This is a genomic window from Bradyrhizobium sp. USDA 3240 (genome assembly GCF_054063295.1).
This window is the reverse complement of record NZ_JBSSGD010000002.1, coordinates 1,269,676-1,294,671: the sequence shown is the minus strand read 5'-3', so window position 1 is coordinate 1,294,671 and position 24,996 is coordinate 1,269,676. Positions and strand designations below refer to the sequence as shown.

At 65.4% G+C, this 24,996-nt stretch carries 21 protein-coding genes; 11 read left to right on the top strand and 10 right to left on the bottom strand.

All coding sequences use genetic code 11. From position 1 onward, the window contains the following. Positions 1-328: 328 nt before the first annotated feature. Genes ACVIGA_RS06870 through ACVIGA_RS06855 form a run of 4 tightly spaced genes read right to left on the bottom strand, consistent with a single transcriptional unit; the run spans position 329 to position 4,845 of the window. Positions 329-1,123 (bottom strand): IclR family transcriptional regulator, encoded by a 795-nt coding sequence (locus ACVIGA_RS06870; protein ID WP_456665779.1) that lies wholly within the window; start codon positions 1,121-1,123, stop codon positions 329-331. A 29-nt stretch (positions 1,124-1,152) separates the two neighbouring features. Continuing rightward, positions 1,153-1,917 carry an SDR family NAD(P)-dependent oxidoreductase gene (locus tag ACVIGA_RS06865; protein WP_456665778.1) on the bottom strand — a complete coding sequence of 255 codons (765 nt, stop codon included), beginning with the start codon at positions 1,915-1,917 and terminating at the stop codon, positions 1,153-1,155. Beyond that, entirely contained in the window at positions 1,914-3,632 is a 1,719-nt protein-coding gene (locus ACVIGA_RS06860) for an FAD-dependent oxidoreductase (RefSeq protein WP_456665777.1), read from the bottom strand. Before ACVIGA_RS06860 ends, ACVIGA_RS06865 begins: the two co-directional genes overlap by 4 nt. Before the next feature lie 10 nt (positions 3,633-3,642). Further along, positions 3,643-4,845, bottom strand: coding sequence for an ABC transporter substrate-binding protein (locus tag ACVIGA_RS06855; protein ID WP_456665776.1), 1,203 nt, complete (start codon positions 4,843-4,845; stop codon positions 3,643-3,645). 358 nt (positions 4,846-5,203) lie between these two features. On the opposite strand from ACVIGA_RS06855, the gene ACVIGA_RS06850 reads away from it, so the two are divergent. Continuing rightward, on the top strand, positions 5,204-6,133 hold the full coding sequence (locus ACVIGA_RS06850) for an aspartyl/asparaginyl beta-hydroxylase domain-containing protein (protein ID WP_456665775.1): 930 nt from the start codon (positions 5,204-5,206) through the stop codon (positions 6,131-6,133). Between the two features lie 385 nt (positions 6,134-6,518). On the opposite strand, the gene ACVIGA_RS06845 is transcribed toward ACVIGA_RS06850, so the two are convergent. After that, on the bottom strand, positions 6,519-6,674 hold the full coding sequence (locus ACVIGA_RS06845; protein WP_198964751.1) for a hypothetical protein: 156 nt from the start codon (positions 6,672-6,674) through the stop codon (positions 6,519-6,521). A gap of 496 nt (positions 6,675-7,170) precedes the next feature. Here ACVIGA_RS06845 and ACVIGA_RS06840 point away from each other — a divergent pair, with 496 nt between their 5' ends. Continuing rightward, entirely contained in the window at positions 7,171-8,874 is a 1,704-nt protein-coding gene (locus tag ACVIGA_RS06840) for an NAD-dependent malic enzyme (RefSeq protein WP_456665774.1), read from the top strand. Positions 8,875-8,910: 36 nt separating this feature from the next. Here ACVIGA_RS06840 and ACVIGA_RS06835 read toward each other — a convergent pair whose 3' ends face one another. Further along, on the bottom strand, positions 8,911-9,183 hold the full coding sequence (locus ACVIGA_RS06835; RefSeq protein WP_456665773.1) for a hypothetical protein: 273 nt from the start codon (positions 9,181-9,183) through the stop codon (positions 8,911-8,913). Between the two features lie 206 nt (positions 9,184-9,389). Here ACVIGA_RS06835 and ACVIGA_RS06830 point away from each other — a divergent pair, with 206 nt between their 5' ends. Beyond that, positions 9,390-9,623: a hypothetical protein gene (locus tag ACVIGA_RS06830; protein WP_456665772.1), complete on the top strand. Its 234-nt coding sequence runs from the start codon at positions 9,390-9,392 to the stop codon at positions 9,621-9,623. Between the two features lie 69 nt (positions 9,624-9,692). On the opposite strand, the gene ACVIGA_RS06825 is transcribed toward ACVIGA_RS06830, so the two are convergent. Next, positions 9,693-10,394, bottom strand: coding sequence for a fumarylacetoacetate hydrolase family protein (locus ACVIGA_RS06825; RefSeq protein ID WP_456665771.1), 702 nt, complete (start codon positions 10,392-10,394; stop codon positions 9,693-9,695). 147 nt (positions 10,395-10,541) lie between these two features. Here ACVIGA_RS06825 and ACVIGA_RS06820 point away from each other — a divergent pair, with 147 nt between their 5' ends. Then, positions 10,542-11,726 carry a dipeptidase gene (locus ACVIGA_RS06820; protein WP_456665770.1) on the top strand — a complete coding sequence of 395 codons (1,185 nt, stop codon included), beginning with the start codon at positions 10,542-10,544 and terminating at the stop codon, positions 11,724-11,726. A gap of 13 nt (positions 11,727-11,739) precedes the next feature. On the opposite strand, the gene ACVIGA_RS06815 is transcribed toward ACVIGA_RS06820, so the two are convergent. Beyond that, positions 11,740-13,551, bottom strand: a complete 1,812-nt coding sequence (locus tag ACVIGA_RS06815; RefSeq protein WP_456665769.1) for an ABC transporter ATP-binding protein — start codon at positions 13,549-13,551, stop codon at positions 11,740-11,742. Positions 13,552-13,659: 108 nt separating this feature from the next. Further along, positions 13,660-14,673: a UDP-glucose 4-epimerase GalE gene (gene galE, locus ACVIGA_RS06810; protein ID WP_456665768.1), complete on the bottom strand. Its 1,014-nt coding sequence runs from the start codon at positions 14,671-14,673 to the stop codon at positions 13,660-13,662. A 137-nt stretch (positions 14,674-14,810) separates the two neighbouring features. Between galE and ACVIGA_RS06805 the strand changes: the two genes are divergently transcribed. Further along, a complete protein-coding gene (locus ACVIGA_RS06805) occupies positions 14,811-15,851 on the top strand; it encodes a glycosyltransferase family 4 protein (protein ID WP_456670750.1) in 1,041 nt (346 codons plus the stop codon). Here the strand turns inward: ACVIGA_RS06805 and waaF are convergent. Then, a complete protein-coding gene (waaF, locus tag ACVIGA_RS06800; protein WP_456665767.1) occupies positions 15,833-16,897 on the bottom strand; it encodes a lipopolysaccharide heptosyltransferase II in 1,065 nt (354 codons plus the stop codon). The genes ACVIGA_RS06805 and waaF overlap by 19 nt on opposite strands. A gap of 135 nt (positions 16,898-17,032) precedes the next feature. On the opposite strand from waaF, the gene rfaD reads away from it, so the two are divergent. The 6 genes from rfaD to ACVIGA_RS06770 all read left to right on the top strand — a co-directional run bounded on the left by rfaD (position 17,033) and on the right by ACVIGA_RS06770 (position 24,991). Further along, the gene (gene rfaD, locus ACVIGA_RS06795) at positions 17,033-18,013 is read left to right on the top strand and encodes an ADP-glyceromanno-heptose 6-epimerase (protein WP_456665766.1); all 981 of its coding nucleotides are present in this window, start codon (positions 17,033-17,035) and stop codon (positions 18,011-18,013) included. A gap of 18 nt (positions 18,014-18,031) precedes the next feature. Next, positions 18,032-19,504 (top strand): D-glycero-beta-D-manno-heptose-7-phosphate kinase, encoded by a 1,473-nt coding sequence (gene rfaE1, locus ACVIGA_RS06790; RefSeq protein ID WP_456665765.1) that lies wholly within the window; start codon positions 18,032-18,034, stop codon positions 19,502-19,504. 8 nt (positions 19,505-19,512) lie between these two features. Further along, on the top strand, positions 19,513-20,793 hold the full coding sequence (locus ACVIGA_RS06785; protein WP_456665764.1) for an O-antigen ligase family protein: 1,281 nt from the start codon (positions 19,513-19,515) through the stop codon (positions 20,791-20,793). An 83-nt stretch (positions 20,794-20,876) separates the two neighbouring features. Then, entirely contained in the window at positions 20,877-22,790 is a 1,914-nt protein-coding gene (locus ACVIGA_RS06780) for an SDR family NAD(P)-dependent oxidoreductase (RefSeq protein ID WP_456665763.1), read from the top strand. 48 nt (positions 22,791-22,838) lie between these two features. Continuing rightward, positions 22,839-24,053 (top strand): glycosyltransferase family 4 protein, encoded by a 1,215-nt coding sequence (locus tag ACVIGA_RS06775; RefSeq protein ID WP_456665762.1) that lies wholly within the window; start codon positions 22,839-22,841, stop codon positions 24,051-24,053. Beyond that, positions 24,050-24,991 carry an NAD-dependent epimerase/dehydratase family protein gene (locus ACVIGA_RS06770; protein ID WP_223969274.1) on the top strand — a complete coding sequence of 314 codons (942 nt, stop codon included), beginning with the start codon at positions 24,050-24,052 and terminating at the stop codon, positions 24,989-24,991. The genes ACVIGA_RS06775 and ACVIGA_RS06770 overlap by 4 nt, the downstream gene beginning before the upstream one ends. The last annotated feature ends 5 nt before the right edge of the window (positions 24,992-24,996 follow it).

The following is a 24,996-nucleotide window of genomic DNA, read 5'->3' as shown; positions in this document are numbered from 1 at the left end:
ACTTCGTTTGTGAACTCAGGGGACCCATAACCACCGCACTTGATTGTGAAGGGGATCGCGGCCCCAGCATCGCGCAACAATTGGGATTTGGGGTAATGGGTCCTGGCTTTCGCCAGGACGACGATGAAGATGAGGCGCAATTCAAGATATCAAACAGTGCGGTGTCATCACCCGCGCATGCGAGTGATCCAGTATTCCAGAGACGCCTGTGCTTGAGCCGAGAGGCCGCGGCGTACTGGATCGCCCGGTCGAGCCGGGCGATGACAGATGGGTGCTGGGACGCAGCTTCGCATTCGCACCGAGGAATAACGGCGGAAACGCTGGAGTATCACCCCGGCACCCGCACCGAGCCGTGCCCGAGCTGCCGCGAGATGTCGTTCGCACAATCGCGTAGTTCGGCTGCGATCGCGCTGTCCCAGCCGGCGTCGAAGGTGCCCTCCGGTCCCATCGCGGTGATGACAAGGGCGACGTGGCCGGCGTGATCGAACACCGGGGCGGCGAAGGCGTTGACGCCGGGCAGGGGATCTCCGATTGCGCGCGCGAGCCCGCGGCTCTGCACCTCGGCAAGCATCTCCGTGGTCTTCGCGGTGATGGTCTCGCGTTTCGGATTGTAGCCGACGCCGAGGCGATCGAGGCCGCTCTCGAGCGCCGTCTTGACGGCGTTCGGCGGCATGAAGGCGGCGAAAGCGCGGCCGGTCGCGGTTTCGAGCAGCGCCACCACCGATCCGACGCGCATCGCGATATGCACGGGATGGCTCGGCTCCTCGAGCCGCACCACGGTCGCGCCGTGGGTGCCCCACACCGACAGCGACACCGCATGATTGATGCTGTCGGCGAGTGTTGCGATCCGCGGCGTCGCAATCCGCACCGCGGACTGCCGGCGCAGGCTGATCAGGCCGAGCTCGAGCGCCAGCGCTCCGATCTCATAACGGCCGGTGGTCTCGTCCTGCTCGATCAGGCCGATGCGGGAAAAGCTGACGAGGTAGGGATGCGCCTTGGCCGGCGGCATGCCGGCCTCGCGGGCGAGATCGCGCAGCATCATCGGCTCGCCGCTGCGGGCGAGTGCGCGGAGCAATTCTCCGCCGACCTCGATCGATTGGATGCCGCGGCTTTCTCTCGTCATGTCGCCCTGTCAGTTCTTCGACAATGTGCTTATACGGCGAGAAACCCTCCGTCGACCGGCAGGGTCACGCCGTTCACATAAGATGCCAACTCCGACGCCAGGAACACCACCGGGCCGACCAGCTCCTCCGGGTGTCCGACACGGCCGAGCGGCGTGCGGCCCAGAAAGCCGGCGAGCCGGGCAGGGTCGTTGCGGGTCGCTTCGGTCATCGCGGTTTCGATCACGCCGGGCGCGATCGCATTGACGCGGATGCCGTCGCCGGCGAGCTCGCGGGCGAGCGCCTGGGTGAGGAGCTTCACGCCGCCCTTGGACGGCGCGTAGCCCAGCGTATCGGCAACGCCGAGGAAGGAGGCGATCGAGCCGAGATTGATGATCGCGCCGTGCGTCTCGCGCAACGCCGGCAGGAACGCATGGGTGACGTTGAACGTGCCGGTCAGGTTGACGTCGAGCACCCGGCGCCAATTGTCGTGCGCGCGCGGGGAAGAGATGCTCTCACGGATGATGATGCCGGCATTGTTGACCAGGATCGCGATCGGCCCGACCTCGCGTGCCACACGCTGCGCCAGGGCGGCGCAGGCCTCGGCATCGGTCACGTCGAGCTCGAACGGCCACGCCGCGCGGCCGCGCTGGCGAATGTCGGCAGCGGTCTGCTCGGCGCCGGCGCGATCGATGTCGGCGACCACGATTTCGGCGCCATGCGCTGCGAGGCCGAGCGCGATGGCGCGTCCGTTGCCGTGCGCGGCGCCGGTCACCAATGCGCGCTTGCCCGCCAGCAGCGTCGCCATCGTGCTCATGCCGCGCTGCTTTCTGCCGCCGCGCCGGCGATGTGCTTGCCCGCGATGTAGCCGAAGGTGAGAGCAGGTCCGAGCGTGATGCCGGCGCCGGGATAATTGCCGCCCATGATGCTCGCCATGTCGTTGCCGGCAGCATAGAGGCCGGCAATCGGCTCCCCATCGGCGTCGAGCGCGCGGGCATTGGCGTCGGTGCGGATGCCGGCATAGGTGCCGAGATCGCCGACCACCATCTTGATGGCGTAGAACGGCCCGTGCTGAATCGGCGCGATGCAGGGATTGGGTCCGTGCAGTGCGTCGCCCTGGTAGCGGTTATAGGCGCGCGAGCCCTTGCCGAAGGCGGGATCGCGGCCCTCTGCGGCGGTTGCGTTGAACGCTGCGACGGTCGCCTCGAGCGCTTTCGCATCGATGCCGGACTGCGCGGCGAGCTCGGACAGCGTCGCGCCGCGCTTGAGATAGCCGGTCTTCAGATGGTGGCCGAGCGGCATCGGGCGCGGCGGCACGCAGCCGAGGCCGTATTTGCGCAGCGTCTCGTGATCGCAGACGAGATAGGCCGCGATCTCCTCGCCCGGCTTCGCCGCCTTGATCATCTCCTGTACGAAGTCGTGGTAGGAATTGCCCTCATTGGCAAAGCGCTTGCCGTCGCGCATCACCGCGATCACGCCGGGTTTGGCGCGATCGATGAAATGCGGCATCACGCCCTTCGAGCCGTCCTTGCGGGTGGTAACCGAGACCGGCACCCAGGCCGCGGCATTCGGCAGCGAGTCCTCGACGCGGCCGCCGGCCGCCTCCGCGAGCCGCAGACCGTCGCCGGTGTTGCCGGCAGGTCCCGGCGAATAGTGCTCTTTCCCGGTCGGCGCGTGCGGAAACATTTTCTGCCGCCGCGCGACGTCATGCGGGAAGCCGCCGCAGGCGAGCACGACGCCACGCGTCGCGTTGACGCGGATGGTGCGGCCTTCGCGCGCGATCACCGCGCCGCGCACCACGCCGTTCTCGACGATCAATTCGCGCACCGGCGAATTGAGCCAGAGCGGGATCTTCAGGTCGAAAGCGGATTTCGCCAGCCGGCCGGCCAGCGCATTGCCGTTGGTCAGCGTCATGCCGCGGCCGTTGCGCATCACGTCGATCGCATGCTTCGACAGCCGCTTGGCGACATAGGCCGCCGAGGTCAGCGACCGCGTCGCGCGCATGAAGTGGACGATCTCCTTGCCGGAGCCGAGCATCATGCCGAACACGGTGAGCTCGGGCAGGGGGCTGCCGAGATCCTTGATGGCATCGCCGAGCTCGTGGCCGTCGAATGGCCGCGTCACCATCGAGCGGCCGCCCTGCGCGCCGCCGGGCGCTTCCGCATGATAATCCGGGAAGGTCAGCGGCATGTCGAAGCGAACCGCGGTCTTGGTGGTGAAGAAGTCGACCGCCTTCGGCCCCTCGGTCAGGAACGCATCGACGCGCGCGGCATCAAAGCTGTTGCCGGCCTCGTGGCGCAGATAGGTTTTGGCCTGATCGGGGCTTTCCGCGATGCCCCAGGCCTTGGCCAGCGAGGTGCCGGGAATCCACAGCCAGCCGCCGGAGCGCGCGGTGGTGCCGCCGAAGCGCGGCTCCTTCTCGACGACGAGGACATTAAGGCCGTGATGGCCGGCGGTGACCGCCGCCGACAGCCCGGCGCAGCCGGAGCCGACGACGAGCGCGTCGCATTCATACGTTTCTTCGTTGGCCACGCGATCGATCCTATTTCTTGAGCAGCGGGCACTTGGACTCGGACACCGGGCGGAAGGCGTCCTCGCCCTTCACCGTCTTGATGATGTCGAGATAGTCCCACGGCTCCTTGGATTCCGAGGGCTTCTTCACCTTCGCCAGATACATGTCGCGGATGACGCGACCGTCCTCGCGCAGCTTGCCGCCATGCACGAAGGTGTCCTCGATCGGCAGCTCGCGCATCTTGGCCATCACCTTCTGCGGGTCATCGGTGCCGGCGGCCTGGATCGCCTTGAGATAATGCAGCACCGAGCCGTAGACGCCGGTCTGGATCATGGTCGGCATCACGTTGGTGCGGGCGTAGAACTTCTTCGACCATGCACGCGTCTTCTCGTCCATGTTCCAGTACGACGCCGTCGTCATGTAGGTGCCTTGCGCGGCGTTGAGGCCGATCGCATGCACGTCGGTGTCGAACATCAGGAGGCCGACAAGCTTCTGGCCGCCCTGCACGAGGCCGAATTCGCCGGACTGCTTGATCGAATTGTCGGTGTCCTGGCCGGCATTGGCGAACGCCACCACATCCGCTTTCGAGCTCTGCGCCTGCAGCGCGAACGAGGAGAAGTCGGCGGTGTTGGTCGGATGGCGCACGCTGCCGAGCACCTTGCCGCCCATCTCGTTGATGAAGCGGGTCGCATCCTTCTCGAGCTGCTGGCCGAAGGCATAGTCCGCGGTGATGAAGTACCAGGACTTGCCGCCTTCGGCGATCACGGCCGAGGCCGTCACCTTCGACAGCGCGTAGGTGTCATAGGTAAAGTGCACGGTGTTGGGGCTGCACAATTCATCGGTCAGCGAGCTCGCGCCGGGGCCGGACAGCAGCGCGATCTTGTTGCGCTCGCGCACCATGTTGTGCACGGCGATCGCAATGCCGGAGTTGGGGATGTCGACGACCGCGTCGACCTTGCCGTTGTCGAACCAGCCGCGCACGATCTGGACGCCGACATCGGTCTTCATCTGGTGGTCGGCCGAGATGATCTCGATCGGCTTGCCGAGCACGGTGGGGCCGAATTCCTCGACCGCCATCTTGGCGGCTTCGACCGAGCCCGGACCGGAATTGTCTCGTCCCCAGCTCGACAGGTCGGTGAGCACCCCGATGCGCACGACGTCATCGGAAACCTGGGCGTGAGCGGCCGTCGTCATCGCCGCGAGAATGGCTGCCGCCAAAAAATGTCTCATCATTCCTCCCTCTGGATGTCCGCATTCTCAGGCGGAGTGTCCTTCGATTAGGAATTATCTAATCAGTTTGTCAATGGCGAATCATACGTGTGTGAATGATGTCACACGGTTGCCAGCTCGAATGTGATGGTGCTTCACATCTGGTGAGTAGACGCTTACATGGCTCATCCGGGATGGCATCGCGGCTGGGCCTCGGGCTCGCGCCAGAATACAGCGGCAATGCCAAGTCACTATGAAACAAGGGGAATTTTCGCGCACGGCGTTGCTATTCGCCGCCCGGGGCTAAGCCGCCCATCAAGGGTCCAGGCTGCTACGGGACGGTGCATGGAGAGCATCGGCGGGCCGCGATCATAGACGGATCATGTTGAGACAACTCTTCGCGCCGCAGCTCGTCATTCTCTACGTGCTGGTGGCCTCTACACTCTACGTCCACTTCCGCGGCAAGCACCGCCTGCGGTTCGCCCGCCAACTCGGCGATCACTCGACCTACCTCGCGCCCTACAATGTGCTGATGTATGCGGGCTCCGCCGTGCCCAACACGCCGGTGATTCCGGTCGAGCAGTTTCCCGAGCTCAAGCAGCTCTCCGACAATTGGGAGACGATCCGCGACGAGGCGACCCGCCTGTTCGACGAGGGCTTCATCCGCGCCGCCTCCAGGAACAACGACTGGGGTTTCTATTCGTTCTTCAAGAGCGGCTGGAAGCGCTTCTATCTGAAATGGTACGACGACTTCCTGCCGTCGGCGCGGACGCTGTGCCCGAAGACGGTGGAGCTGTTGAATTCGATCCCGAACGTGCACGGCGCGATGTTTGCGATGCTGCCGCCCGGCGGCAAGCTCGGGGCGCATCGCGACCCCTTCGCCGGCTCGCTGCGCTATCACCTCGGCCTGGTGACGCCGAACTCGAACGCGTGCCGCATCCTGGTCGACGGCGTCGAATGCGTCTGGCGTGACGGCGAAGCCTTCATGTTCGACGAGACCTTCATCCACAGCGCCGAGAACAAGACCGACGTCAACCGCATCATCCTGTTCTGCGACGTCGAGCGCCCGATGAAGTACGGCTTCATGACCCGGATCAATCGCTGGGTCAGCCACAACATCGTCAAGGCGTCGGCCACCCAGAACGTCGACGGCGAGCATGTCGGCGCGCTGAACAAGGTGTTCGGCAAGCTCTACGAGGTCCATCTCGCCAGCCGCAAGGTCAAGGAGTGGAATCGGAACGTGTACTACACGTTGAAGTATTCCGTGACGGCGCTGATCCTCGGCCTGATCGTGGTGTCGGCGCTGCGGTGATATGAATGTGGAGGGCGGATTAGCGAAGCGGGTCCGCGCGAAGCGCGGCCCGTTGCTCCGCGTCATCGATAGTGAAGCATGGCGGATCAAGCCTCGCGGCTAATCCGTGCCTCGATCCCTGAATAGCGCTGGACAAGGACAAGGCCTGGAGCGAACTCCAGGCCTTGCTTCTGACGCGCATGGTTCCGGGGCTGCGGCGCGATGCGCTCAGAACCTGAGCATGGACAGTCCAGGGAGTGAAGAGCGCCGCTGCTCAGTCCAATTCGTTCGGCCGGACCGAAAGTCTGCTTCGTGCCGATGCGCGGCCGTTTCAGTGGTATCGCCAGTTCCGCGAATACAAGAGATGACGACGGCCGAAGTGCGAGCTTAGGCGCAATGGCTGAAATCAGTCGCGTTCGAAGACCTTGGCGCCGGGGTAGACGCGCCTGGCGTAGGCGACGACCCACTCGCGGTTCTGGGTTTCCAGGAACGGAGTCCGGATCGTGCACGACCCGACGATGAGGTGCCACAGGCCATTCAGCTTCTGAATGTTGACGATCATGTGAGTGTTCCTCGAGAACCCGCGTCCAGTCGACACTTGCTACGCATGATAATCCTGCGATTCACGCCTCGGAGCAGTGATCCCGATCACAGATTTCGGATCGCAGTTCGCGCCGCTCAGAATTGCTATCGTTCGTCGCTCCCCGGAGAGAAGTTGTGAGCTGCACATCCGTTGGAGTAGTCGCAAGTATAAAAGTCGCGCGCCATCGCTCAACTGTACGAGGGTAAGCTCGGGGCATCACAAGGAATCAGAGAGGCTATACCAAGGTATGTTCTGTCCGGAGGTGCGGCGGGAGTGCGTTGCCGTTTGTGCGGGCGGACGCCGATGACTCCTTAGCCAAAATTCGGCGGCTGCTCTGGTCTTCCACGAGGTCCATCTCGCCAGCCGCAAGGTCGGCGCCGTTCAACTTTGTGCGGCGCGGGGGCCTTCGCGCTCCGATCCGTTACACGGGCGTGATAGGGTCCCATCAGGCATTTCGCATTGAGGGGACCTTGCCATGTCGGAGACCACTGGAGCTTTTGCCACCACTGCGCTGAGCGGCTACGAGCTGTTGGCCGATCCGCAGTTCAACAAGGGCACGGCGTTCTCCGAGGCCGAGCGCGAGGCGTTCGACCTGCATGGCCTGCTGCCGCCCAATATCCTGACGCTGGACGAGCAGGTCTCGCGCCGCCTCGAGGCGCTGCGCGGCTACGAGACCGACATCGAGCGCTATGCCTTTCTGCGCGAATTGCAGGACACCAATGAGACGCTGTTCTACGCGCTTCTGGTCGGCAATCTGGAAGAGCTGCTGCCGATCGTCTACACGCCGACGGTCGGCGAGGGCTGCCAGAAATTCAGCCGGCTGTTTCGCAAGCCGCGCGGACTGTTCCTCAGTATTCCGCACCAGCACCGGATCGACCGCATTTTCGCCCATCCGCGCTTCGATCATGTCGAGGCGATCGTCGTCACCGACGGCGAGCGTATCCTCGGCCTCGGCGATCAGGGCGCCGGCGGCATGGGTATCCCGATCGGCAAGCTTTCGCTCTATACCGGTTGCGGCGGCCTGCATCCGGCGACGACGCTGCCGATCCTGCTCGACGTCGGCACCGACAATCCGGACTGCCTGGCCGATCCGCTCTATATCGGCTGGCGCAACGAGCGCGTCCGCGGTCAGGCCTATGACGACTTCATCGAGGCGTTCGTCTCGGCGGTGGTGAAGCGCTGGCCGCGCGTCCTGCTGCAATGGGAAGACTTTGCCAAGAACAACGCGACGCGCATGCTCGAGCGCTATCGCGACCGCCTCCTGACCTTCAACGACGACATCCAGGGCACTGCGGCGGTCGCGACCGGCGCCTTGCTCTCGGCCATCAACGTCACTGGCGTGCCGCTGACCGAGCAGCGCGTCGCGGTGTTCGGCGCGGGCTCCGCCGGCTGCGGTATCGCCAGCCTGATCCGCGCTGCGATGGTCGATGCCGGCCTGTCCGAGAGCGAGGCGGCGAAACGCTTCTTCATGGTCGATCGCGACGGGCTGCTGCTCGAGGGCATGAGCGGGCTCGCGCCGTTCCAGCTTCCGTTCGTGCAGAGCAAGCAGGCGATCGCAGGCTGGCCGCTCAGCCATCCCGACAAGATCGCGCTGCTCGACGTCGTGCGCAACGCCAGGCCGACCGTGCTGATCGGCGTCTCCGGCCAGGCCGGCGCGTTCTCCGAACCGATCGTCCGCGCGATGGCCGAGTGCAACCAGCGGCCGGTGATCTTTCCGCTGTCGAACCCGACCTCGCGCGAGGAAGCGACGCCTTCCGACATCGAAGCCTGGACCGAGGGACGGGCGCTGATCGGCGTCGGCAGCCCGTTCCCGCCGATCACGCGCGACGGCGCGCGCTTCAAGGTCGACCAGACCAACAACTCCTACATCTTCCCGGGCGTCGGCGTCGGCGCGCTCGCGGTCGGCGCCAGCCGGGTCAGCGACGGGATGTTCATGGCGGCCGCCAAGGCGCTGGCCAGCGTCTCGCCGGCCCGCAACAACCCGAAGCACAATCTGCTGCCGCCGGTCAGCGCGCTGCGCGATGTGTCGCTGACGGTTGCGCTGGCGGTCGCACTCCAGGCGCACAAGGAAGGGCTCGCCAAGGATATTCCGATCGACCAGGTCGAGGCGCGCATCCAGGCCAAGGTCTGGACGCCGCGCTACGTTCCGTATCGGCGCACGGCAGCCGGCGCATCCTGATCGCGGATGCAGGTTGGATTCTGCGGTGCGTGTATCCTAGCAGCCGCGGCAAATGCCCTTGATCTTGCGGTCGACGATCGCGTCTTCCTGATCGATGATCTGCCGCGATGACGCCGCCGCTGCCGGAATGTCGGCGGCGCGCGGCTGGCGATGACCGACCGGCGCCAACCATGGCCGCGTCGCGGTTTCATTTGAGGCAAATGCGTTGGGCTGCTGGACCGTCGCCTGTGCGAAGCAAGAGGTCGCCATTGCGGCTGACAGGATTGCAGCCAGGCCAGGTCCTCTACCAAGTCGTCGAAGACCGCTCATCAGAATCTCCATACAGTCGTCGCCGCGTTTGCGCGCGGCCTTGATGAAATGGAGTGGCTCTCGCGTTCCGGTATTCCCCGGTCGATCTGATGTGATCAGGCGCTCGCGGTTCGGTGATCGCGCGTGATGAAATAATTCTTCGGCATCCACACTCATTGATCACAGGAGCCGAGCTTGTCGGCTTCATCCACGTGCGGAGAAACCCAATGGCCAAATTGACCTTCGTGACGCTTGCCCTGGTTGCGGCAGCTGCGTATTCGGCTCAGGCGTCCGCGGCCAGCAACAATGCTGCGGTGCGGCGCGCCCATGCTTCGATGACGACCACGACGACGACACCGGTCAGCAGCAAGACGACCGACTGCGTGCGCGCGCCGAACGTCGGATCGTTCGCAACCGCGCCCTTCACCGAGCCGCCCTGCATGCCCGGCACGATGCGCTGATCGCGCGCAGCAAAAAAGCCCCGGACCGAGGTCCGGGGCTCTTGGCTTGAGCTCAAGTCTTGAAGTCGGTTATTCCGGCTTGCCGATCGATACCTTCAGCGTGCCGATGCCGTCGACGCCGCATTCGAGCTTGTCGCCGGGTTGCAGCTGCGAGACGCCGGCGGGCGTGCCGGTCATGATGATGTCGCCGGCGGCGAGCTTCACCTGCTGCGAGAGCTGCCAGATGATTTCAGGCACGTTCCAGATCAGTTCGGTGAGGTCGCCCTTCTGCGCTTCCTTGCCGTTGACGGTAAGCCAGATCTTGCCTGCGCTCGGGTGGCCGATCTTTGAGGCCGGCTGGATCGCGGAGCAGGGCGCCGAATAGTCGAACGACTTGCCGATCTCCCAGGGCCGCTCCTTCTTGCGCGAGGCGATCTGCAGGTCGCGGCGGGTCAGGTCGATGCCGACGGCATAGCCGTAGACATGCTCCAGCGCCTTGTCGGCGGGAATGTTGAGCCCGCCGCTCTTCATCGCCACCACCAGCTCGACCTCGTGGTGCAGGTCCTTGGTCAGCGGCGGGTAAGGGATCGTCGCACCGTCCGGCACCAGCATGTCGGCATGCTTGCCGAAGAAGAACGGCGGCGCACGCTCGTCATTACCCATCTCCCTGATATGCTCGAGATAGTTGCGGCCGACGCACCAGATGCGGCGGACCGGATAGGTGCCGGATTCGCCGACGACAGGAAGCGAGGGCTGCGGGGGAAGCGGAATGACGGTGGAGGCGGCGTTCATGAACGGGTCCCGGAGGGTTGAAGGAGGGAGCGCGGGCCGTATTTACGCGGTTACGGCGCTGGGGGCTAGGGGCTGCGGCTGCACCCGACGCAGAGGTGAGGCCAGCTTTCCGCCGAGCGCGGGCGGCCTTGGCCGGCGAGAGCGGTGATGCCGATGCGCAGATGGCTTTCGGTCGGCCTTGCGCTGGTTGCCGCGGTCCTGTTCGCTTCCGCTGTTCGCTTTTTTGTGGTGACCCCGGAACGGATCGACCGGGGGCAGAACAAGGTCCAGCGCGTGGCGCTGGATATCACACCCGCCGCGCAGGCCTTGCAGGCGACGCTCGACGTTGCGGACATGCACGCGGACAGCCTGTTGTGGAAGCGCGACCTGATCGCGCGGTCCGATCGCGGCCATATCGACCTGCCCCGGCTGATCGAGGGCCGCTACGCGTTGCAGGTGTTCTCGTCGGTCACCAAGTCGCCCAAGGGCCAGAACTACGATGCCAACGCCGGCGACACCGACACGATCACGAACCTTGCCATCGTCGATCTGCAGCCGATGCGGACCTGGTTCTCGTTGCTGCAGCGCTCGCTGTGGCATGCCGAGAAACTGCACAGCTTCGCCGACAAGTCGGCCGGGCGGCTTCGCGTGATCACGACACCGGCCGACATCGACCGCCTGCTGGTGGATCGCAAGAACGGCACGACGGTGGTTGGCGGAATGCTGTCGATCGAGGGTCTGCAGGATCTCGAGGGCAACATCGACAATCTCGACGTGCTCTACGCCGCCGGATTCAGGATGGCCGGTCTCGCGCACTTCTTCGACAATGACGTCGCAGGTTCGATGCATGGCGTTGCGAAAGGCGGGCTGACGCCGCTCGGCCGCCAGGTGGTGCAGCGGATGGAGGCGAAGGGGATGATCGTCGATCTCGCCCATGCGAGCCACGCGGCGGTCGCCGACGTGCTGGCGATGGCGACGCGACCGGTGGTCTCGAGCCATGGCGGCGTTCAGGCGACCTGCAAGGTCAACCGCAATCTCACCGATGATGAGGTCAGGGGTGTCGCGCGGACCGGCGGCGTGGTCGGCATCGGCTTCTGGCAGGGCGCGGTCTGCTCGCTCGATCCGAACAATGTGGCGCGGGCGATTGCCCATGTCCGCGACCTGGTCGGGATCGACCATGTCGGCCTCGGCTCGGATTTCGACGGCTCGACCACCACAGGGTTCGATGCGAGCGGGATTGCCGCCGTGACCCAGGCGCTGATGTCGAGCGGGTTCTCCGAGGATGACATCCGCAAGGTCATGGGCGGCAATGTCCTGCGCGTGCTGCGCGCAGGCATTGCGGCCAAGGAATGAAAAGCAATGAGCCCTAGCCGGTGGCGCTGATCGGCGCCAATGCCAGCGGCGACGGGTCGTGGTGATGCTGCAGGCGGAAGAACGAGGCGTAGCGGCCGCCGCGGCGCAGCAGCTCCTCGTGACGTCCGCGCTCGACGATCGTGCCGCCCTCGACCACCAGGATCGCATCGGCGTGCATGATGGTGTGCAGGCGGTGCGCGATCACGATCGTGGTGCGGCCCTGGCAGAGATGCTCGATCGCCTCCTGCACCTGCTTCTCGGACTCCGAGTCGAGTGCGGCGGTGGCCTCGTCGAGCAGGATGATCGGCGCGTTCTTGATCAGCGCGCGGGCGACCGCGATGCGCTGGCGCTGACCGCCGGACAGTTGCGCGCCGTGCTCGCCGACCGGCGTGTCGTAGCCGAGCGGGAAGCTCATGATGAAGTCGTGCGCGCAGGCCGCCTTGGCGGCGTCGACGATCTCGGCCTCGGTGGCGCCCGGCTTGCCGAAGGCGATGTTGGCGCGGATGGTGTCGCGGAACAGATAGACGTCCTGGCCGACATAGGCGGTCTGCCGGCGCAGCGACTTGCGCGAGACTGACAGGATCGACTGTCCGTCGATCAGGATGTCGCCCTCGCGCGTCTCGTAGAAGCGCAGCAGCAAAGCGAGCACCGTCGATTTGCCGCCGCCGGACGGACCGACCAGTGCGGTGACCTTGCCGGGCTCGGCCATGAAGCTCAAGCGATTCAGCACCGGCTCACCGGGCCGATAGGCAAAGCTGACGTCGCGCAGTTCGATCCGCGCGTCGGAGAGTTTGAGCGCCAGCTTGTCGTCGTCGGCCTGCTCGCTTGCGGGACTGTCGACGACCTCGAGCAGCATCCGCGCCCCGACCAGCTGGCTGTTGAGGTCGATGTTGAGCCGCGCCAGGCGCTTGGCCGGCTCGGTCGCCATCAGGAAGGCGGTCAGGAACGTGAAGAACTGGCCCGGCGTGGAGCCGAGCGCCACCACGCTGTAGCCGCCATACATCAGGCAGCCGGCGACCGCGAAGCCGCCGAGCATCTCCATCAGCGGATTGGAGCGGTTGGCGACATGCGCCATCTTGTTGGCGTTACGCTCGACGATCGCGATGTTCTCGTCGATCCGCTGCTGCATGGCGCCTTCCAGCGTGAACGCCTTCACGGTGCGGATGCCCTGCAGCGATTCCTGCATCGTCTCCATGATGTCGGCGGTGCCGGTGAACTGGTTGTAGGCGAGGCCCTTGATCCGCTTCACCAGCTTGCGCAGCACCAGCATCGCCGGCGGCACCGCGACCAGCCCGATGAACGACATCAGCGGATCCTGCCAGACCATGACGGCGACCATGCTGATCAGCATCAGGAAGTCGCGGCCGATCGCATTGACGAGCATGTTGAGCACGTCGGTGATCGACTTGGCGCCGGCGGTGAGCCGCGCCAGGAATTCCGACGAGTGCCGCTGCGAGAAGAAGCCGATGCTTTCGCTCATCAGCTTGGCGAACAATTGCCGCTGGTTCCGCGCCAGGATGGCGTTGCTGATCTTCGACAGGATCACCATGTGGCCGTAGGTCGCCACGCCCTTGATGAACAGCAGCACCACGGTGACCCCGGCAAACATCGCGATGCCGGGGATGTTCTTGTCGACATAGGCCTGGTTGATCACCTGGCCGAGCACGTAAGTGGCGCCGGCCGTCGAGCCGGCCGCAACGGCCATCAGGGCGAACGCCGTCAGATAGCGCCGCCAGTAGGTGATCCCCTGTTCCGTGACCAGGCGGCGAATCAGGATCGCCGCGCCATAGGGATCGTCGGTAATTTTCTTTGGAAACTGAGCCATCCGCGTTCCATTGACGGCGGGCAGCGCCGGCCATCAGGGTTGCGGACCTCCTTGCCCGCTTGGCGGGGCTTTTTCAAGCATAATAACAGCGTGATAACGGCTTGATTTTTAGGCCGATTCTGCCTGTCGCGCGGAGCCCCCGCGGTCCCGGAACAGCTTCTCCTCCCAAGCCAGCGCATGGCTCGCGATGGTCTCGAGATCATCGTAGCGCGGCGTCCAGTCGAGCAGTGAGCGGATCCGGGTCGTATCGGCCACCATGGTCATGATGTCGCCGGGCCGGCGCGCGGCATAGGCGACCGCGAAATTGCGCATCGAGACCCGGCGCACCGCCTCGATGGTCTCGAGCACGGAATAGCCGCGGCCGTAACCGCAGTTCATCGTCACCGATTGCCCGCCGCCGCGCAGATAGGACAGCGCCGCGCGGTGCGCCTCGACGAGGTCGCTGACATGGATGAAGTCGCGCACGCAGCTGCCGTCCTGGGTCGGATAGTCGGTGCCGAACACATCGATCTTGGCGCGCTGGCCGGTCGCGGCCTCGACCGCGATCTTGAGCAGATGGGTGGCGCCGATGGTGGCAAGACCGACGCGGCCCTTCGGGTCGGCGCCGGCGACATTGAAATAGCGCAGCGCGACGTAGCTCATGCCATGGGCGGAGGCGACATCGTGCAGCATGATCTCGGTCATCAGCTTCGACGAGCCGTAGGGTGACAGCGGACGCGTCGGCGCGATCTCCGGCACCGGCACCTGGTCGGGATTGCCGTAGACGGCCGCGGTCGAGGAGAAGATGAAGCGGTTGACGCCGCCCTTCACCGCAGCATTGAGCAGGCTGCGCGTCGTCATGGTGTTGTTGCGGTAGTAGCCGAGCGGATCGCGCATCGAGTCCGGCACCACGACAGAACCTGCGAAATGGATGATGCTGTCGATGCCGTGCTGTGCGATCACGCCCTCGACGAGGTTCTCATCGCCGGCATCGCCAATGAACAGCGGAACACTTTCGGGCAGGAACGCGGAGAAGCCGGTGGAAAGATTGTCGACGACGACGACGCTCTCGCCGGCATCGACCAGCGCATGAACCATGTGACTTCCGATATAGCCGGCACCGCCGGTCACAAGCACGGTCATGGATAGAGCTCTCCCGATATCTTTAACGGGCGATGCTAGCGGCAGTGCGGTGAAGAGGGGGTTTCGCGGCGGCCGAACTGGCCACTATGCTTAATGTTGCGTATAGGAACTGGCACGAAACGGAGACTTGCGTGCCGATCGAGAACACACCTGCCGGCGAGCTCGTGCTCATCGTGCCCAATCTGCACCGACGCTATTCGGGTGTCACCGCGACCAATCGCATGGTCGCGCCGAAGCTTGCCAAGATGTTTCGCGCAGGCTGGCTCGGCTCGCATCGGCCGGACGGCATCGACGCGATCGGATTTGTCGATCTGATGCGGCTGTGGCGGCGCGCCCGGCCTGTGATCTGGCACGCGCGACGCAATGACGAGATGATTGTCGGGCTCGCGCTACGCGCGCTCGGCTGGCCGCTGAAACTGCTGTTCACGTCGGCCGCGCAGCGCCATCACACCTGGCTGACGCGCTGGCTGATCCGCAACCAGGATGCGATCATCGCCACCAGCCCGCTCTCGGCCTCGTATCTGAAGCGCGACGCCACCGTGGTGATGCACGGCGTCGATACCATCAGTTATGCGCCGCCGGCCGATCGCGCGAGCGCCTTCGCCGAAAGCGGATTGCCGGGCCGTTATGCGATCGGCTGCTTCGGACGGGTGCGCGCGCAGAAGGGCAGCGACGTGTTCGTCGAGGCGATGTGCAGGCTGCTGCCGCGCTATCCCGATTTCACTGCGGTCATCGTCGGCGCGGTGGTGCCGGAGCAGCTGGCCTTTGCCAATGAGCTCAAGCGGAAGATCGAGGCCGCCAGGCTGCAATCGCGCATCATCATCACCGGAGAATTGCCGATCGAGGATGTCGTGCGCTGGTACCAGCGGCTGACGATCTACGCCTTCACCTCGCGCAACGAGGGTTTCGGCCTGACCTTGATCGAGGCGATGTCGTCCGGCGCGGCGCTGGTGGCGGCACGCGCGGGCGCTGCCGAGTTCGTGGTCGAGGACGGCACGACCGGCGTGCTGACACCGCCCGGCAATGCCGACGCGCTGGCGGCCGCGCTCGAGCCCTTGATGCGCGATCCGGCGTCGGCCGCGGCCATGGGGGCGCGGGCGCGCCAACGAGTTGTGGATAAGTTCAGCCTCGATGCGGAGGCGAACGCGATCGCCGCGGTCTATCGCACGCTGATCTGAGCCAGCACGCGCTCGGCGATCCCGACGACCTCTTCGGTTGCGATGTCGCGCATGCAGCGATGGTCGTTCATGGTGCAGACCGTGCGCTGGCACGGCTGGCATGGCAGCTTGCTCCTGGTCTGCTGCACAGTGGCGGCGAGGCCGTTGAGGGGCGCCCAGAGATAGGGATCGGTCGGGCCGAAGATGCCCATCGTCGGCGTGCCGATCGCGGCTGCGATGTGCATCAGCCCGGAGTCGTTGGTAATGGCGACGCTGGCCGCGGCCATCGCCAGCGCGCCGTTGCGCAGATCGGTGCCGGTGAGATCGCGGACCCGCGCGCCGCCGACAGCCGCGATCTCCTGCGCCAGCGCCTTCTCGCCGGGGCCGCCGACCACCCAAACGTCGAAGCCGTGTTCGGCGAACAGCCGCGCGGCTTCCGGATAATAGGTCCAACGCTTCGAGACCCCGACCGAGCCGGGTCCGAGTGCGATGGCCGGACCCGTGCCGAGGCCGTTGGCCTGCCGCCATCGGTTGACCTCGTCGGTGGGAACCCGCAGCTGCGGCACCGGCCATTCGGGCGGCCGAGCAGTGCCATCAGGCAGCGCCAGGATGGCGTTCTTGTCGATAAAGCGCGGCTGCTTCTTTTCGCCCCATCGCATGGCGTTGATCAGGCCGAACCGCGCTTCGCCGAAGAAGCCGACCCGCTCCGGGATGCCCGCCAGGGCCGGCGCGATCGCGGCCTTCCAGGTGCGCGGCAGCACCAGCGCGGTGGCGTAGTTCCGCTTCCGAAACTCGGCCGCCAGCGCCCGCTGCCGGGCCAGCGCCAGCCGGCTGCGCGGCAGGTCAAACACGACGGCGGCGCGGACGCCGGGCATATAATCGACCAGCGGGGCGCAAAGCCTGGATGTCAGGAGGTCGACCGGCCGGTTGGGCCAGCGCTTGCGGAGCACCCTGACCACGGTGTGGCCGCGCACGAAATCGCCGATCCAAACATAGGGCACGACGAGGATCGGTCTGGTATCCTCGGTATCCTGTGTTTCGATGTCAGATATTGAATCAATATTCATTTCTAAACGGGCCAAAGCCGGATCGGTGCGGCCAAGTCGGTAACCGGTTCGCGATGTGAGGTAAAGCCGTCGTTGCCTGTAGCGCTGGAGTGGGGCAAAGCTGGCGGCTGCAAAGGAATCTGGCGGGATTTCATCATGTTTCTGGTAACCGGGGGCGCCGGTTTTATCGGATCGAACGTCGTGGCCGCGTTGAATGACGCTGGGCGCAGCGACGTTGCGGTCTGCGACATACTTGGGGACGACGGCAAGTGGCGGAACCTGGCCAAGCGCCAGATCGCCGATTTCGTGCCGCCGGCCGAGTTGATGGCTTGGCTGCAGGGCCGGCGGCTGGATGCCGTCCTCCATCTTGGTGCGATCTCGGCGACCACCGCGACCGACGGCGATCTGGTGATCGAGACCAATTTCCGTCTCTCGATGCGGCTGCTCGACTGGTGTACCGCGACCGGAACCCCGCTGATCTATGCCTCGTCGGCCGCCACCTATGGCGACGGCGACCAGGGCTTCGACGACGACGGTTCGGTGGAGGCGCTCAAGCGTCTGCGGCCGATGAACCTGTATGGCTGGAGCAAGAACCTGTTCGATCTCGCCGTCGCCGAGCGCGCGGCGAAAGGCGAACGTCTGCCGCCGCAATGGGCGGGGCTGAAATTCTTCAACGTGTTCGGCCCGAATGAATATCACAAGGGCACGATGATGAGCGTGCTGGCGCGGCGCTTCGACGACATCAAAGCGGGCCACGTCGTGCAGCTGTTCAAGTCGCATCACGAGGGCATCGCCGACGGCGACCAGCGCCGCGACTTCATCTATGTCGACGACGTCGTGCGGGTGATGATGTGGCTGGTCGCGACGCCGCGGGTCTCCGGACTGTTCAATGTCGGCACCGGCAAGGCGCGCAGCTTCAAGGACCTGATCGTCTCGGCCTATGGCGCGCTCGGCCTGCAGCCGAACATCCAGTATGTCGACATGCCCGAGCAGATTCGCGGCAGTTACCAATATTTCACCCAGAGCGTCGTCGATCGTCTCGGGCGCGCCGGATACAATGGCGGTTTTACGCAGTTGGAAGACGCAGTCGGGGCCTATGTGAACGGCTTTCTCGATCGCGCGGATCGCTATCGCTAGAGTGGATGACGGTGACTGATGTTCGATTTTGAAGCGATCTCGCGTGCGATGTCCGGCCAGACCGTGCTCTGTGTCGGCGACCTCATGCTCGACGAGTTCGTGTATGGCGAGGTGTCGCGGATCTCGCCGGAGGCGCCGGCGCCGGTGATCGCGGTCAGGCGCAGCGAGATCAATATCGGCGGCGCCGGCAACGTTGCGCGCAATATCGCCGCGCTCGGCGGCCGCTGCATCTTCGTCGGCCTGATCGGCGAGGACGCCGCCGGAACGGTTCTATCAGAGGCGCTGGCGAAAGAGGCGGGGATCGAGACCGTGCTGGTGCGCGACGCCGCGCGCCCGACCACGCGCAAGGTGCGCTTCGTCTCCGAACAATTCTCGACCCATATGCTGCGCTCCGATTGGGAGCTGGCCGCGCCAGCCGCGCCCGCCATCGAGCAGCAACTGATCGACGCGATCCTGCCGCACCTTGCGCGCGCCGACATCGTGCTGCTGTCCGACTATGCCAAGGGCGTGCTGACCGCCCGCGTGATCCGCAATGTGATCGACGCCGCGCGCCAGGCGGGCAAGCGCGTGATCGTCGATCCGAAGAGCGCCAATCTCGCGATCTATCGCGGCGCGACCGTCTTGACGCCGAACCGCAAGGAATTCGCCGAGGCGACCCGTAGCCGCGCCGACAGCCAGGACAGCATCGCGCAGGCCGCGCCCGATGCGATGGTCCTCGCCGATTGCGAGGCGATGCTGGTGACACAGGGCGAGCGCGGCATGACGCTGGTGACGCGGCAGGGTGATTCGATCCATGTGCCGGCGCTGCCGGTCAAGGTGCGCGACGTCTCCGGGGCCGGCGATACCGTTGCTGCTGCACTGGCGCTGGCGCTGGCGGGTGGTGCCGACTGGGACGGCGCGCTGCGGATCGCGAGTGCCGCAGCCGCGGTTGCGGTCGGCAAGACCGGTACCGCGATCGTCAGGTCCGCCGAGTTGCGGCGAAGGATCCTGCCGCAGGCTACGTTGGCCGCCGAGGACAAGATCGTCCCGGCCGGCGGCGATGTCGACGCGTCTCTCGAGGAATGGCGCAGGCAGGATCTGCGGATCGGCTTTACCAATGGCTGTTTCGACATCCTGCATCCCGGCCACGTCAAGGTGCTGACCGCCGCGCGCGGCGCCTGTGACCGCCTGATCGTTGGATTGAACAGCGACGCCTCGGTGAAGCGGCTGAAGGGCGAAGGGCGTCCGGTGCAGAACGAGCGCGCCCGGGCCGAGGTGTTGGCGGCGCTGGAAGCCGTCGACCTCGTCGCAATCTTCGAGGAGGACACGCCGATCAATTTGATCACGAAGGTGCGGCCGAGCGTGCTGGTCAAGGGCGGCGACTATACCCGCGAGCAGGTGGTCGGCCATGAGATCGTCGAGGCCGCCGGCGGCGAGGTGGTGCTGGTCGAGATCCTGCAGGGCCACAGCACGACGTCGCTGGTTGCGCGGGCCCGCGAGGGCAAGGCGTGAGCGCGAGCATGGCATCGCCGGCAGGCGCCGCGGCGTGCCCGGCCTGGCGCGATCCGGCGCGATGGCAGGCCACGACCGACGTGGTCGCGGTCCTGATTGCGCTGTCGCTGCCGTGGTCGACCTCGCTGGTCGGCATCTTCGGCGTGATGCTGCTGATCTCGATTGCGCCGACCGTCGACCTGCGGGCGTTCTGGACACTGCTGAAGCGGCCGATCTGCGTGGCGCCGATCGCGCTGTTTTGCCTTGCGCTCACCGGAACGCTCTGGTCGGACGCCGCCTGGGGCGCGCGATTGTACGCGGTCGGGCCGACCGCAAAGCTCCTGGTGCTTCCGGTCCTGCTCTATCACTTCCAGCGCTCGAGCCGCGGGACATGGGTGTTCGTGGCCTTCCTCGTCTCCTGCACGCTGCTGATGCTGATGTCGTGGCTGGTGCTGGCCTATCCCCACCTCGCGCTGCGGGCGCCGGCCCCCGGCGAGCAGGGCGTCTTCGTCAAGAACTATATCGACCAGAGCCAGGAATTCACGCTGTGTGCGGTCGCGCTGGCCTATCCGATCGTGATGCTGTTGCGGGCCAATCGCGTCCTGCCGGCCGTGCTGCTGGTCGGGATCGCGCTCAGCCTGCTTGCCAACATGGCGTTCGTGGTGGTGTCGCGGACCGCGCTGGTGACCATTCCGATCATGTTCGCGGTATTTGCGCTGCTGCATTTGCGTTGGCGCAGCATCGCCCTGATCCTGTGTGCGGCCGGCGCGTTGTCCGTTGCGGCGTGGTATGCATCGCCACAACTGCGCGCGACGGCCGATTCATTCCAGCGCGATTACAAGCTCTACATGGAGCGCAACGAACCGACGTCGCTTGGTCTGCGGCTCGAATTCTGGCGCAAGTCGCTCGGCTTCTTTGCCGAGGCTCCGGTCATCGGCCACGGCACCGGCTCGACGCGGGGCCTGTTCGAGCGCGTCGCGGCCGGCGGCGTGAACCAGGCTTCCGGCGAAGTGATCGGAAACCCCCACAATCAAACGTTGAACGTCGCCGTGCAGTGGGGCATTGTGGGTGTAGCGATACTGTACGCGATGTGGCTGCTGCACCTGTTGCTGTTCCGCGGCGACGGTCTCGTCAACTGGATCGGGCTTCTCGTCGTGGTACAGAATATTTCAAGTTCGTTGTTTAATTCACACATCTTCGACTTTCATGAAGGCTGGATGTACGTGCTGGGCGTCGGCGTTGCGGGCGGTATGGCGTTGAAAGGGCGATTGGGGACGGATATGGAACCCGAGCCTCCGATCCGTCCATGATCGCTGGCAAGGGCTCCGCAGATACGCTACAGCCTGCCAATGTCCCGTCGCCAACTCCCAGTTGCCAGCAACCCGTCCGTTAGATGACGCGCCTTTCACAATTCACCTCGCGCAACTTCCTGATCCTGGCACATGACGCGCTGGCGACGACGTTCGCGTTGCTGGCGAGCTTTTATCTGCGCTTCGAGGGCAGCCTGCTTACCGATCGGCTGCCGCATTTGCTGCGCATTCTGCCCTGGTTCGTGCTGTTCAGCATCGTGGTCAGCTATTTCTCCAATCTGACCACGGCGAAATGGCGCTTCACCTCGCTGCCGGACGCGATGAACATCCTGCGGGTCGCGGCGGTGCTGACGCTGGCACTGGTCGTGGTGGACTACATCTACTTCTTCACCGGAGCGAATTCGCCAAGTCCGGTGTTCCTCGGCCGCGTCACGATCATCCTGTTCTTCTTCCTCGAGGTGTTCGCGCTGAGCGCGCTGCGCCTCGGCTATCGCTACTTCCGCTATTCGCGCACGCGTCTTCATGCCCGATCCGACGATGCCGCGTCGGCGCTGCTGGTCGGACGCACGGCCGACGCCGAAGTCGTGCTGCGCGGCATCGAGAACGGCGCCATCAAGCGGCTCTGGCCGGTCGGCGTGCTCTCGCCGTCGGCCGCGGACCGCGGCCAGATGATCCGCAACATTCCCGTGGTCGGCGGCGTCGACGATATCGAAGCCGTGATTCGGGATTTCGAGAGCCGCCAGCGGCCGATCAAGCGCGTGGTCATGATGCCCTCGGCCTTCGAGCCGGATGCGCATCCGGAAAGCGTGCTGATGCGCGCCAAGCGACTCGGTCTGATGGTTAGCCGCCTGCCGTCGCTGGAGGGTGGCGATACGCCACGGCTCACCAACGTCGCGGTCGAAGACCTGCTGCTGCGCCCGAGCCAGAAGATCGACTATGCGCGGCTCGAGACGCTGGTGAAGGGCAAGTCCGTCATCGTGACCGGCGGCGGCGGCTCGATCGGCGCGGAGATCTGCGAGAGGGTCGCGACCTTCGGCGCGGCGCGCCTCTTGGTCGTCGAGAACTCGGAGCCGGCGCTTTATGCGGTCACCGAAGCGCTGTCCGCACGCGACATCGGCCCCGAGATCGAGGGCCGGATCGCGGACATCAGGGATCGCGAGCGCATCACGCGCCTGATGAGCGAGTTCAAGCCCGACATCGTGTTCCATGCTGCGGCGCTCAAGCATGTGCCGATCCTGGAGCGCGACTGGAGCGAAGGGGTCAAGACCAACATCTTCGGGTCCGTGAACGTCGCCGACGCGGCGCGTGCGGCGGGCGCGAGCGCCATGGTGATGATCTCGACTGACAAGGCGATCGAGCCGGTGTCGATGCTGGGCCTGACCAAGCGGTTCGCCGAGATGTATTGTCAGGCGATGGATCATGATCTGATGGCCGAGGCCAAGGGCAGGTCGCATATGCGGCTGATCTCGGTGCGGTTCGGCAACGTGCTGGCGTCCAACGGATCTGTGGTGCCGAAATTCAAGGCCCAGATCGAGGCCGGCGGACCGATCACGGTGACCCATCCGGACATGGTCCGTTATTTCATGACGATCCGCGAAGCCTGCGATCTCGTGATCACCGCCGCGACGCACGCCATGACGCCGGCGCGGCCCGACGTCTCGGTCTATGTGCTGAACATGGGGCAGCCGGTGAAGATCGTCGATCTCGCCGAGCGGATGATCCGCCTGTCGGGCCTGCAACCGGGCGTCGACGTCGAGATCGTGTTCAGCGGCATCCGTCCCGGCGAGCGGCTGAACGAGATCCTGTTCGCAAGCCAGGAGCCGACGCTCGAAATCGGCGTTGCTGGCGTGATGGCCGCCAAGCCGAACCAGCCTCCGATGTCGACGTTGCGCAAGTGGCTCGCGGCGCTGGAAGATGCGATCGAAAGAGACGACCGCGTGACCATCCGTGCCGTCCTTCAGGACGCCGTGCCCGAGTTCGGATCGAATGCCGCCTGACCGCGCCGTCCTGCGGGCGATCAGGCAGGACTGTTTCGAAAGCCATTGATGCCCAGCTCCCGAAAAGTCGTGGTCGCCAGCCAGCATTATCCGCCGGACCACAGCACGACCGCCGCGATCATGGCCGCGATCGCAGAACGGATCGCGCAGGAGGCGGACGTGGTGGTGGTCTCCGGGATGCCGGGCTCGGCGCGGGCGCCGGCGCCGGGGCGGCCCGTCGTCGTCGAGATCAGGAACCGGCTGCCGGGCAAGGCGGCGCTGCTCAAGCGCGCGCTGGCCGAGGCGCTGTTCACGGTGCGGATGTTCTTTGCGTTGTTGTCGCGGCTGCAGCGCGGCGACGTGGCGCTGACGGTGACGGCTCCCTTCGCGCTTCCTTATGCGGTTGCCGCCGCGGCGAGGTTGAAGGGGGCCAAGTCGGCGTTGATCCTGCACGATTTGTTTCCGGATGTTCTCGTGATGGCCGGGCTGCTGCGGCCGTCATCGCTGGTCGCGCGGGCGATGCGCGCGATCAACGCGCTGATGTTCCGTGCCTTGAACACCGTCATCGTGATCGGCCGCGACGCCGAGAAGCTGCTGCTGCGCTATCGCGGAATGACACCGGACAAGATCAGGTTCATCCCGAACTGGGCCACGCTCGCCCCCGGCGATCGTCCGGTCAGCCCCGACAATCCGTTTCGCAAGGCGATCGCCGCCCGCTTCGTCGTCGGCCTGTCCGGCAATCTCGGCTTCACCCACGATCCGGACATCGTGTTCGGGGCCGCGCGGCTGTTGCGCGACGAGCGCGATATCCATTTCCTGCTGTCGGGATGGGGCATGGGCTTTGCGCGGCTGAAGGAGATGCAGGCCGAGGCGCAACTCGCCAACGTCACGCTGGTCGAGCGCGTCGCGGATGGCGAGCTCGATGCGCTGCTCTCCAGCGCGGACGTCTGGCTCATTCCCTATCGCAAGGACGTTGCCGGCGTATCGGTCCCGAGCCGGTTCTATAATCTGCTCGCGGCCGGCCGGCCCGTGATCCTGGTCTCCGAGCCCGAAGCCGAGGCCGCGCTGACCGTCAGCGAAAACCGGCTGGGCTGGGTCGTCACGCCGGGACGGCCCGACCAACTCGCCGATGCGATCAGGATGGCGTCGCAATCGCAGGACGCCGCGATGGCCGAGCGCGCCGTGGCGACCGCGCGAACCTTCAGTCCCGAGCGGGCCCTGTCGAGCTACGCCGCGCTCGTTGCGGAGCTGTTATCCAATCACGATGTGGAGCGGACAGCATGAATGATCACCGGCCGACGGTTCTTGTGACGGGTGCGAGCGGCTTTGTCGGTCGCCACGTCGTGCCTGAGCTGGAGCAGAACGGCTGGTTGGTGCGGCGCGCGGTGCGTACCCCGCTGCAGGACGCAAACGACGTGGCGATCGGCTCGCTCAGTCCGGCCACCGATTGGCGCGCCGCGCTCGACGGGGTGGACGCCGTCGTTCATCTCGCGGCTCGCGTTCACCAGCAGTCCGACGAACAAGCGATCGAGCTCTACCGCAACGTCAATATCGAAGGCACGCTGCATCTGGCGCGTTCGGCGGTTGCGGCGGGCGTTCGGGATTTCATTTTTGTCAGCACGATCCTGGTGCATGGGCGCAGCAATTACGGCCGCCCGCCGTTTCGCGAGGACGATGTCCTGACACCGCGCGGCCTCTACGGAAACTCGAAGGCGGCCGCCGAAGTTGGTCTGAAGGGGATTGTGCCGGGCAGCGGCATGAGGGTGACCGTGATCAGGCCGCCGCTGATCTACGGCGCCGGCGCGAAGGGAAATTTCGCCCTGCTCAAGCGTGCGGTGATCAATCGCATGCCGCTTCCGCTCGCCTTTGTGAAGAACCGCCGCGCGTTCCTGTCCGCGGAAAACCTCGCGTCGTTCATCCTGTATCGGTTGTCGCGACCGGGAAATGATTTCGACGTGTTTCTGGTGGCCGACCGCGAGCAGGTCTCGACGCGGGAGTTCGTCGAGCGCCTTGCCCGCGCGGCAGAAACCTCGCCGCGCCTGTTCTGGCTGCCGTCGCCGCTCCTGAAGGTGTCGCTCACGGTGGGCGGCCGCAAGGAAGCCTACGACAGCCTGTTCGCCTCGCTTGAACTCGATCTGTCCAAGGTCGCGGGCACCGGATGGCAGCAGCCGATCAGCCTCGATGAGGGGCTGCGGCGCGCGCTGCGCCGAACGGATATCTAGATCTT

Bases quoted from the DNA above. Each gene is read 5' to 3' on its own strand.
- ACVIGA_RS06870 (WP_456665779.1), bottom strand. From the start codon at position 1,123: ATGACGAGAGAAAGCCGCGGCATCCAATCGATCGAGGTCGGCGGAGAA.
- ACVIGA_RS06865 (WP_456665778.1), bottom strand. From the start codon at position 1,917: ATGAGCACGATGGCGACGCTGCTGGCGGGCAAGCGCGCATTGGTGACC.
- ACVIGA_RS06855 (WP_456665776.1), bottom strand. From the start codon at position 4,845: ATGATGAGACATTTTTTGGCGGCAGCCATTCTCGCGGCGATGACGACG.
- ACVIGA_RS06850 (WP_456665775.1), top strand. From the start codon at position 5,204: ATGTTGAGACAACTCTTCGCGCCGCAGCTCGTCATTCTCTACGTGCTG.
- ACVIGA_RS06845 (WP_198964751.1), bottom strand. From the start codon at position 6,674: ATGATCGTCAACATTCAGAAGCTGAATGGCCTGTGGCACCTCATCGTC.
- ACVIGA_RS06840 (WP_456665774.1), top strand. From the start codon at position 7,171: ATGTCGGAGACCACTGGAGCTTTTGCCACCACTGCGCTGAGCGGCTAC.
- ACVIGA_RS06835 (WP_456665773.1), bottom strand. From the start codon at position 9,183: ATGAGCGGTCTTCGACGACTTGGTAGAGGACCTGGCCTGGCTGCAATC.
- ACVIGA_RS06830 (WP_456665772.1), top strand. From the start codon at position 9,390: ATGGCCAAATTGACCTTCGTGACGCTTGCCCTGGTTGCGGCAGCTGCG.
- ACVIGA_RS06825 (WP_456665771.1), bottom strand. From the start codon at position 10,394: ATGAACGCCGCCTCCACCGTCATTCCGCTTCCCCCGCAGCCCTCGCTT.
- ACVIGA_RS06820 (WP_456665770.1), top strand. From the start codon at position 10,542: ATGCCGATGCGCAGATGGCTTTCGGTCGGCCTTGCGCTGGTTGCCGCG.
- ACVIGA_RS06815 (WP_456665769.1), bottom strand. From the start codon at position 13,551: ATGGCTCAGTTTCCAAAGAAAATTACCGACGATCCCTATGGCGCGGCG.
- galE (WP_456665768.1), bottom strand. From the start codon at position 14,673: ATGACCGTGCTTGTGACCGGCGGTGCCGGCTATATCGGAAGTCACATG.
- waaF (WP_456665767.1), bottom strand. From the start codon at position 16,897: ATGAATATTGATTCAATATCTGACATCGAAACACAGGATACCGAGGAT.
- rfaD (WP_456665766.1), top strand. From the start codon at position 17,033: ATGTTTCTGGTAACCGGGGGCGCCGGTTTTATCGGATCGAACGTCGTG.
- rfaE1 (WP_456665765.1), top strand. From the start codon at position 18,032: ATGTTCGATTTTGAAGCGATCTCGCGTGCGATGTCCGGCCAGACCGTG.
- ACVIGA_RS06785 (WP_456665764.1), top strand. From the start codon at position 19,513: ATGGCATCGCCGGCAGGCGCCGCGGCGTGCCCGGCCTGGCGCGATCCG.
- ACVIGA_RS06780 (WP_456665763.1), top strand. From the start codon at position 20,877: ATGACGCGCCTTTCACAATTCACCTCGCGCAACTTCCTGATCCTGGCA.
- ACVIGA_RS06775 (WP_456665762.1), top strand. From the start codon at position 22,839: ATGCCCAGCTCCCGAAAAGTCGTGGTCGCCAGCCAGCATTATCCGCCG.
- ACVIGA_RS06770 (WP_223969274.1), top strand. From the start codon at position 24,050: ATGAATGATCACCGGCCGACGGTTCTTGTGACGGGTGCGAGCGGCTTT.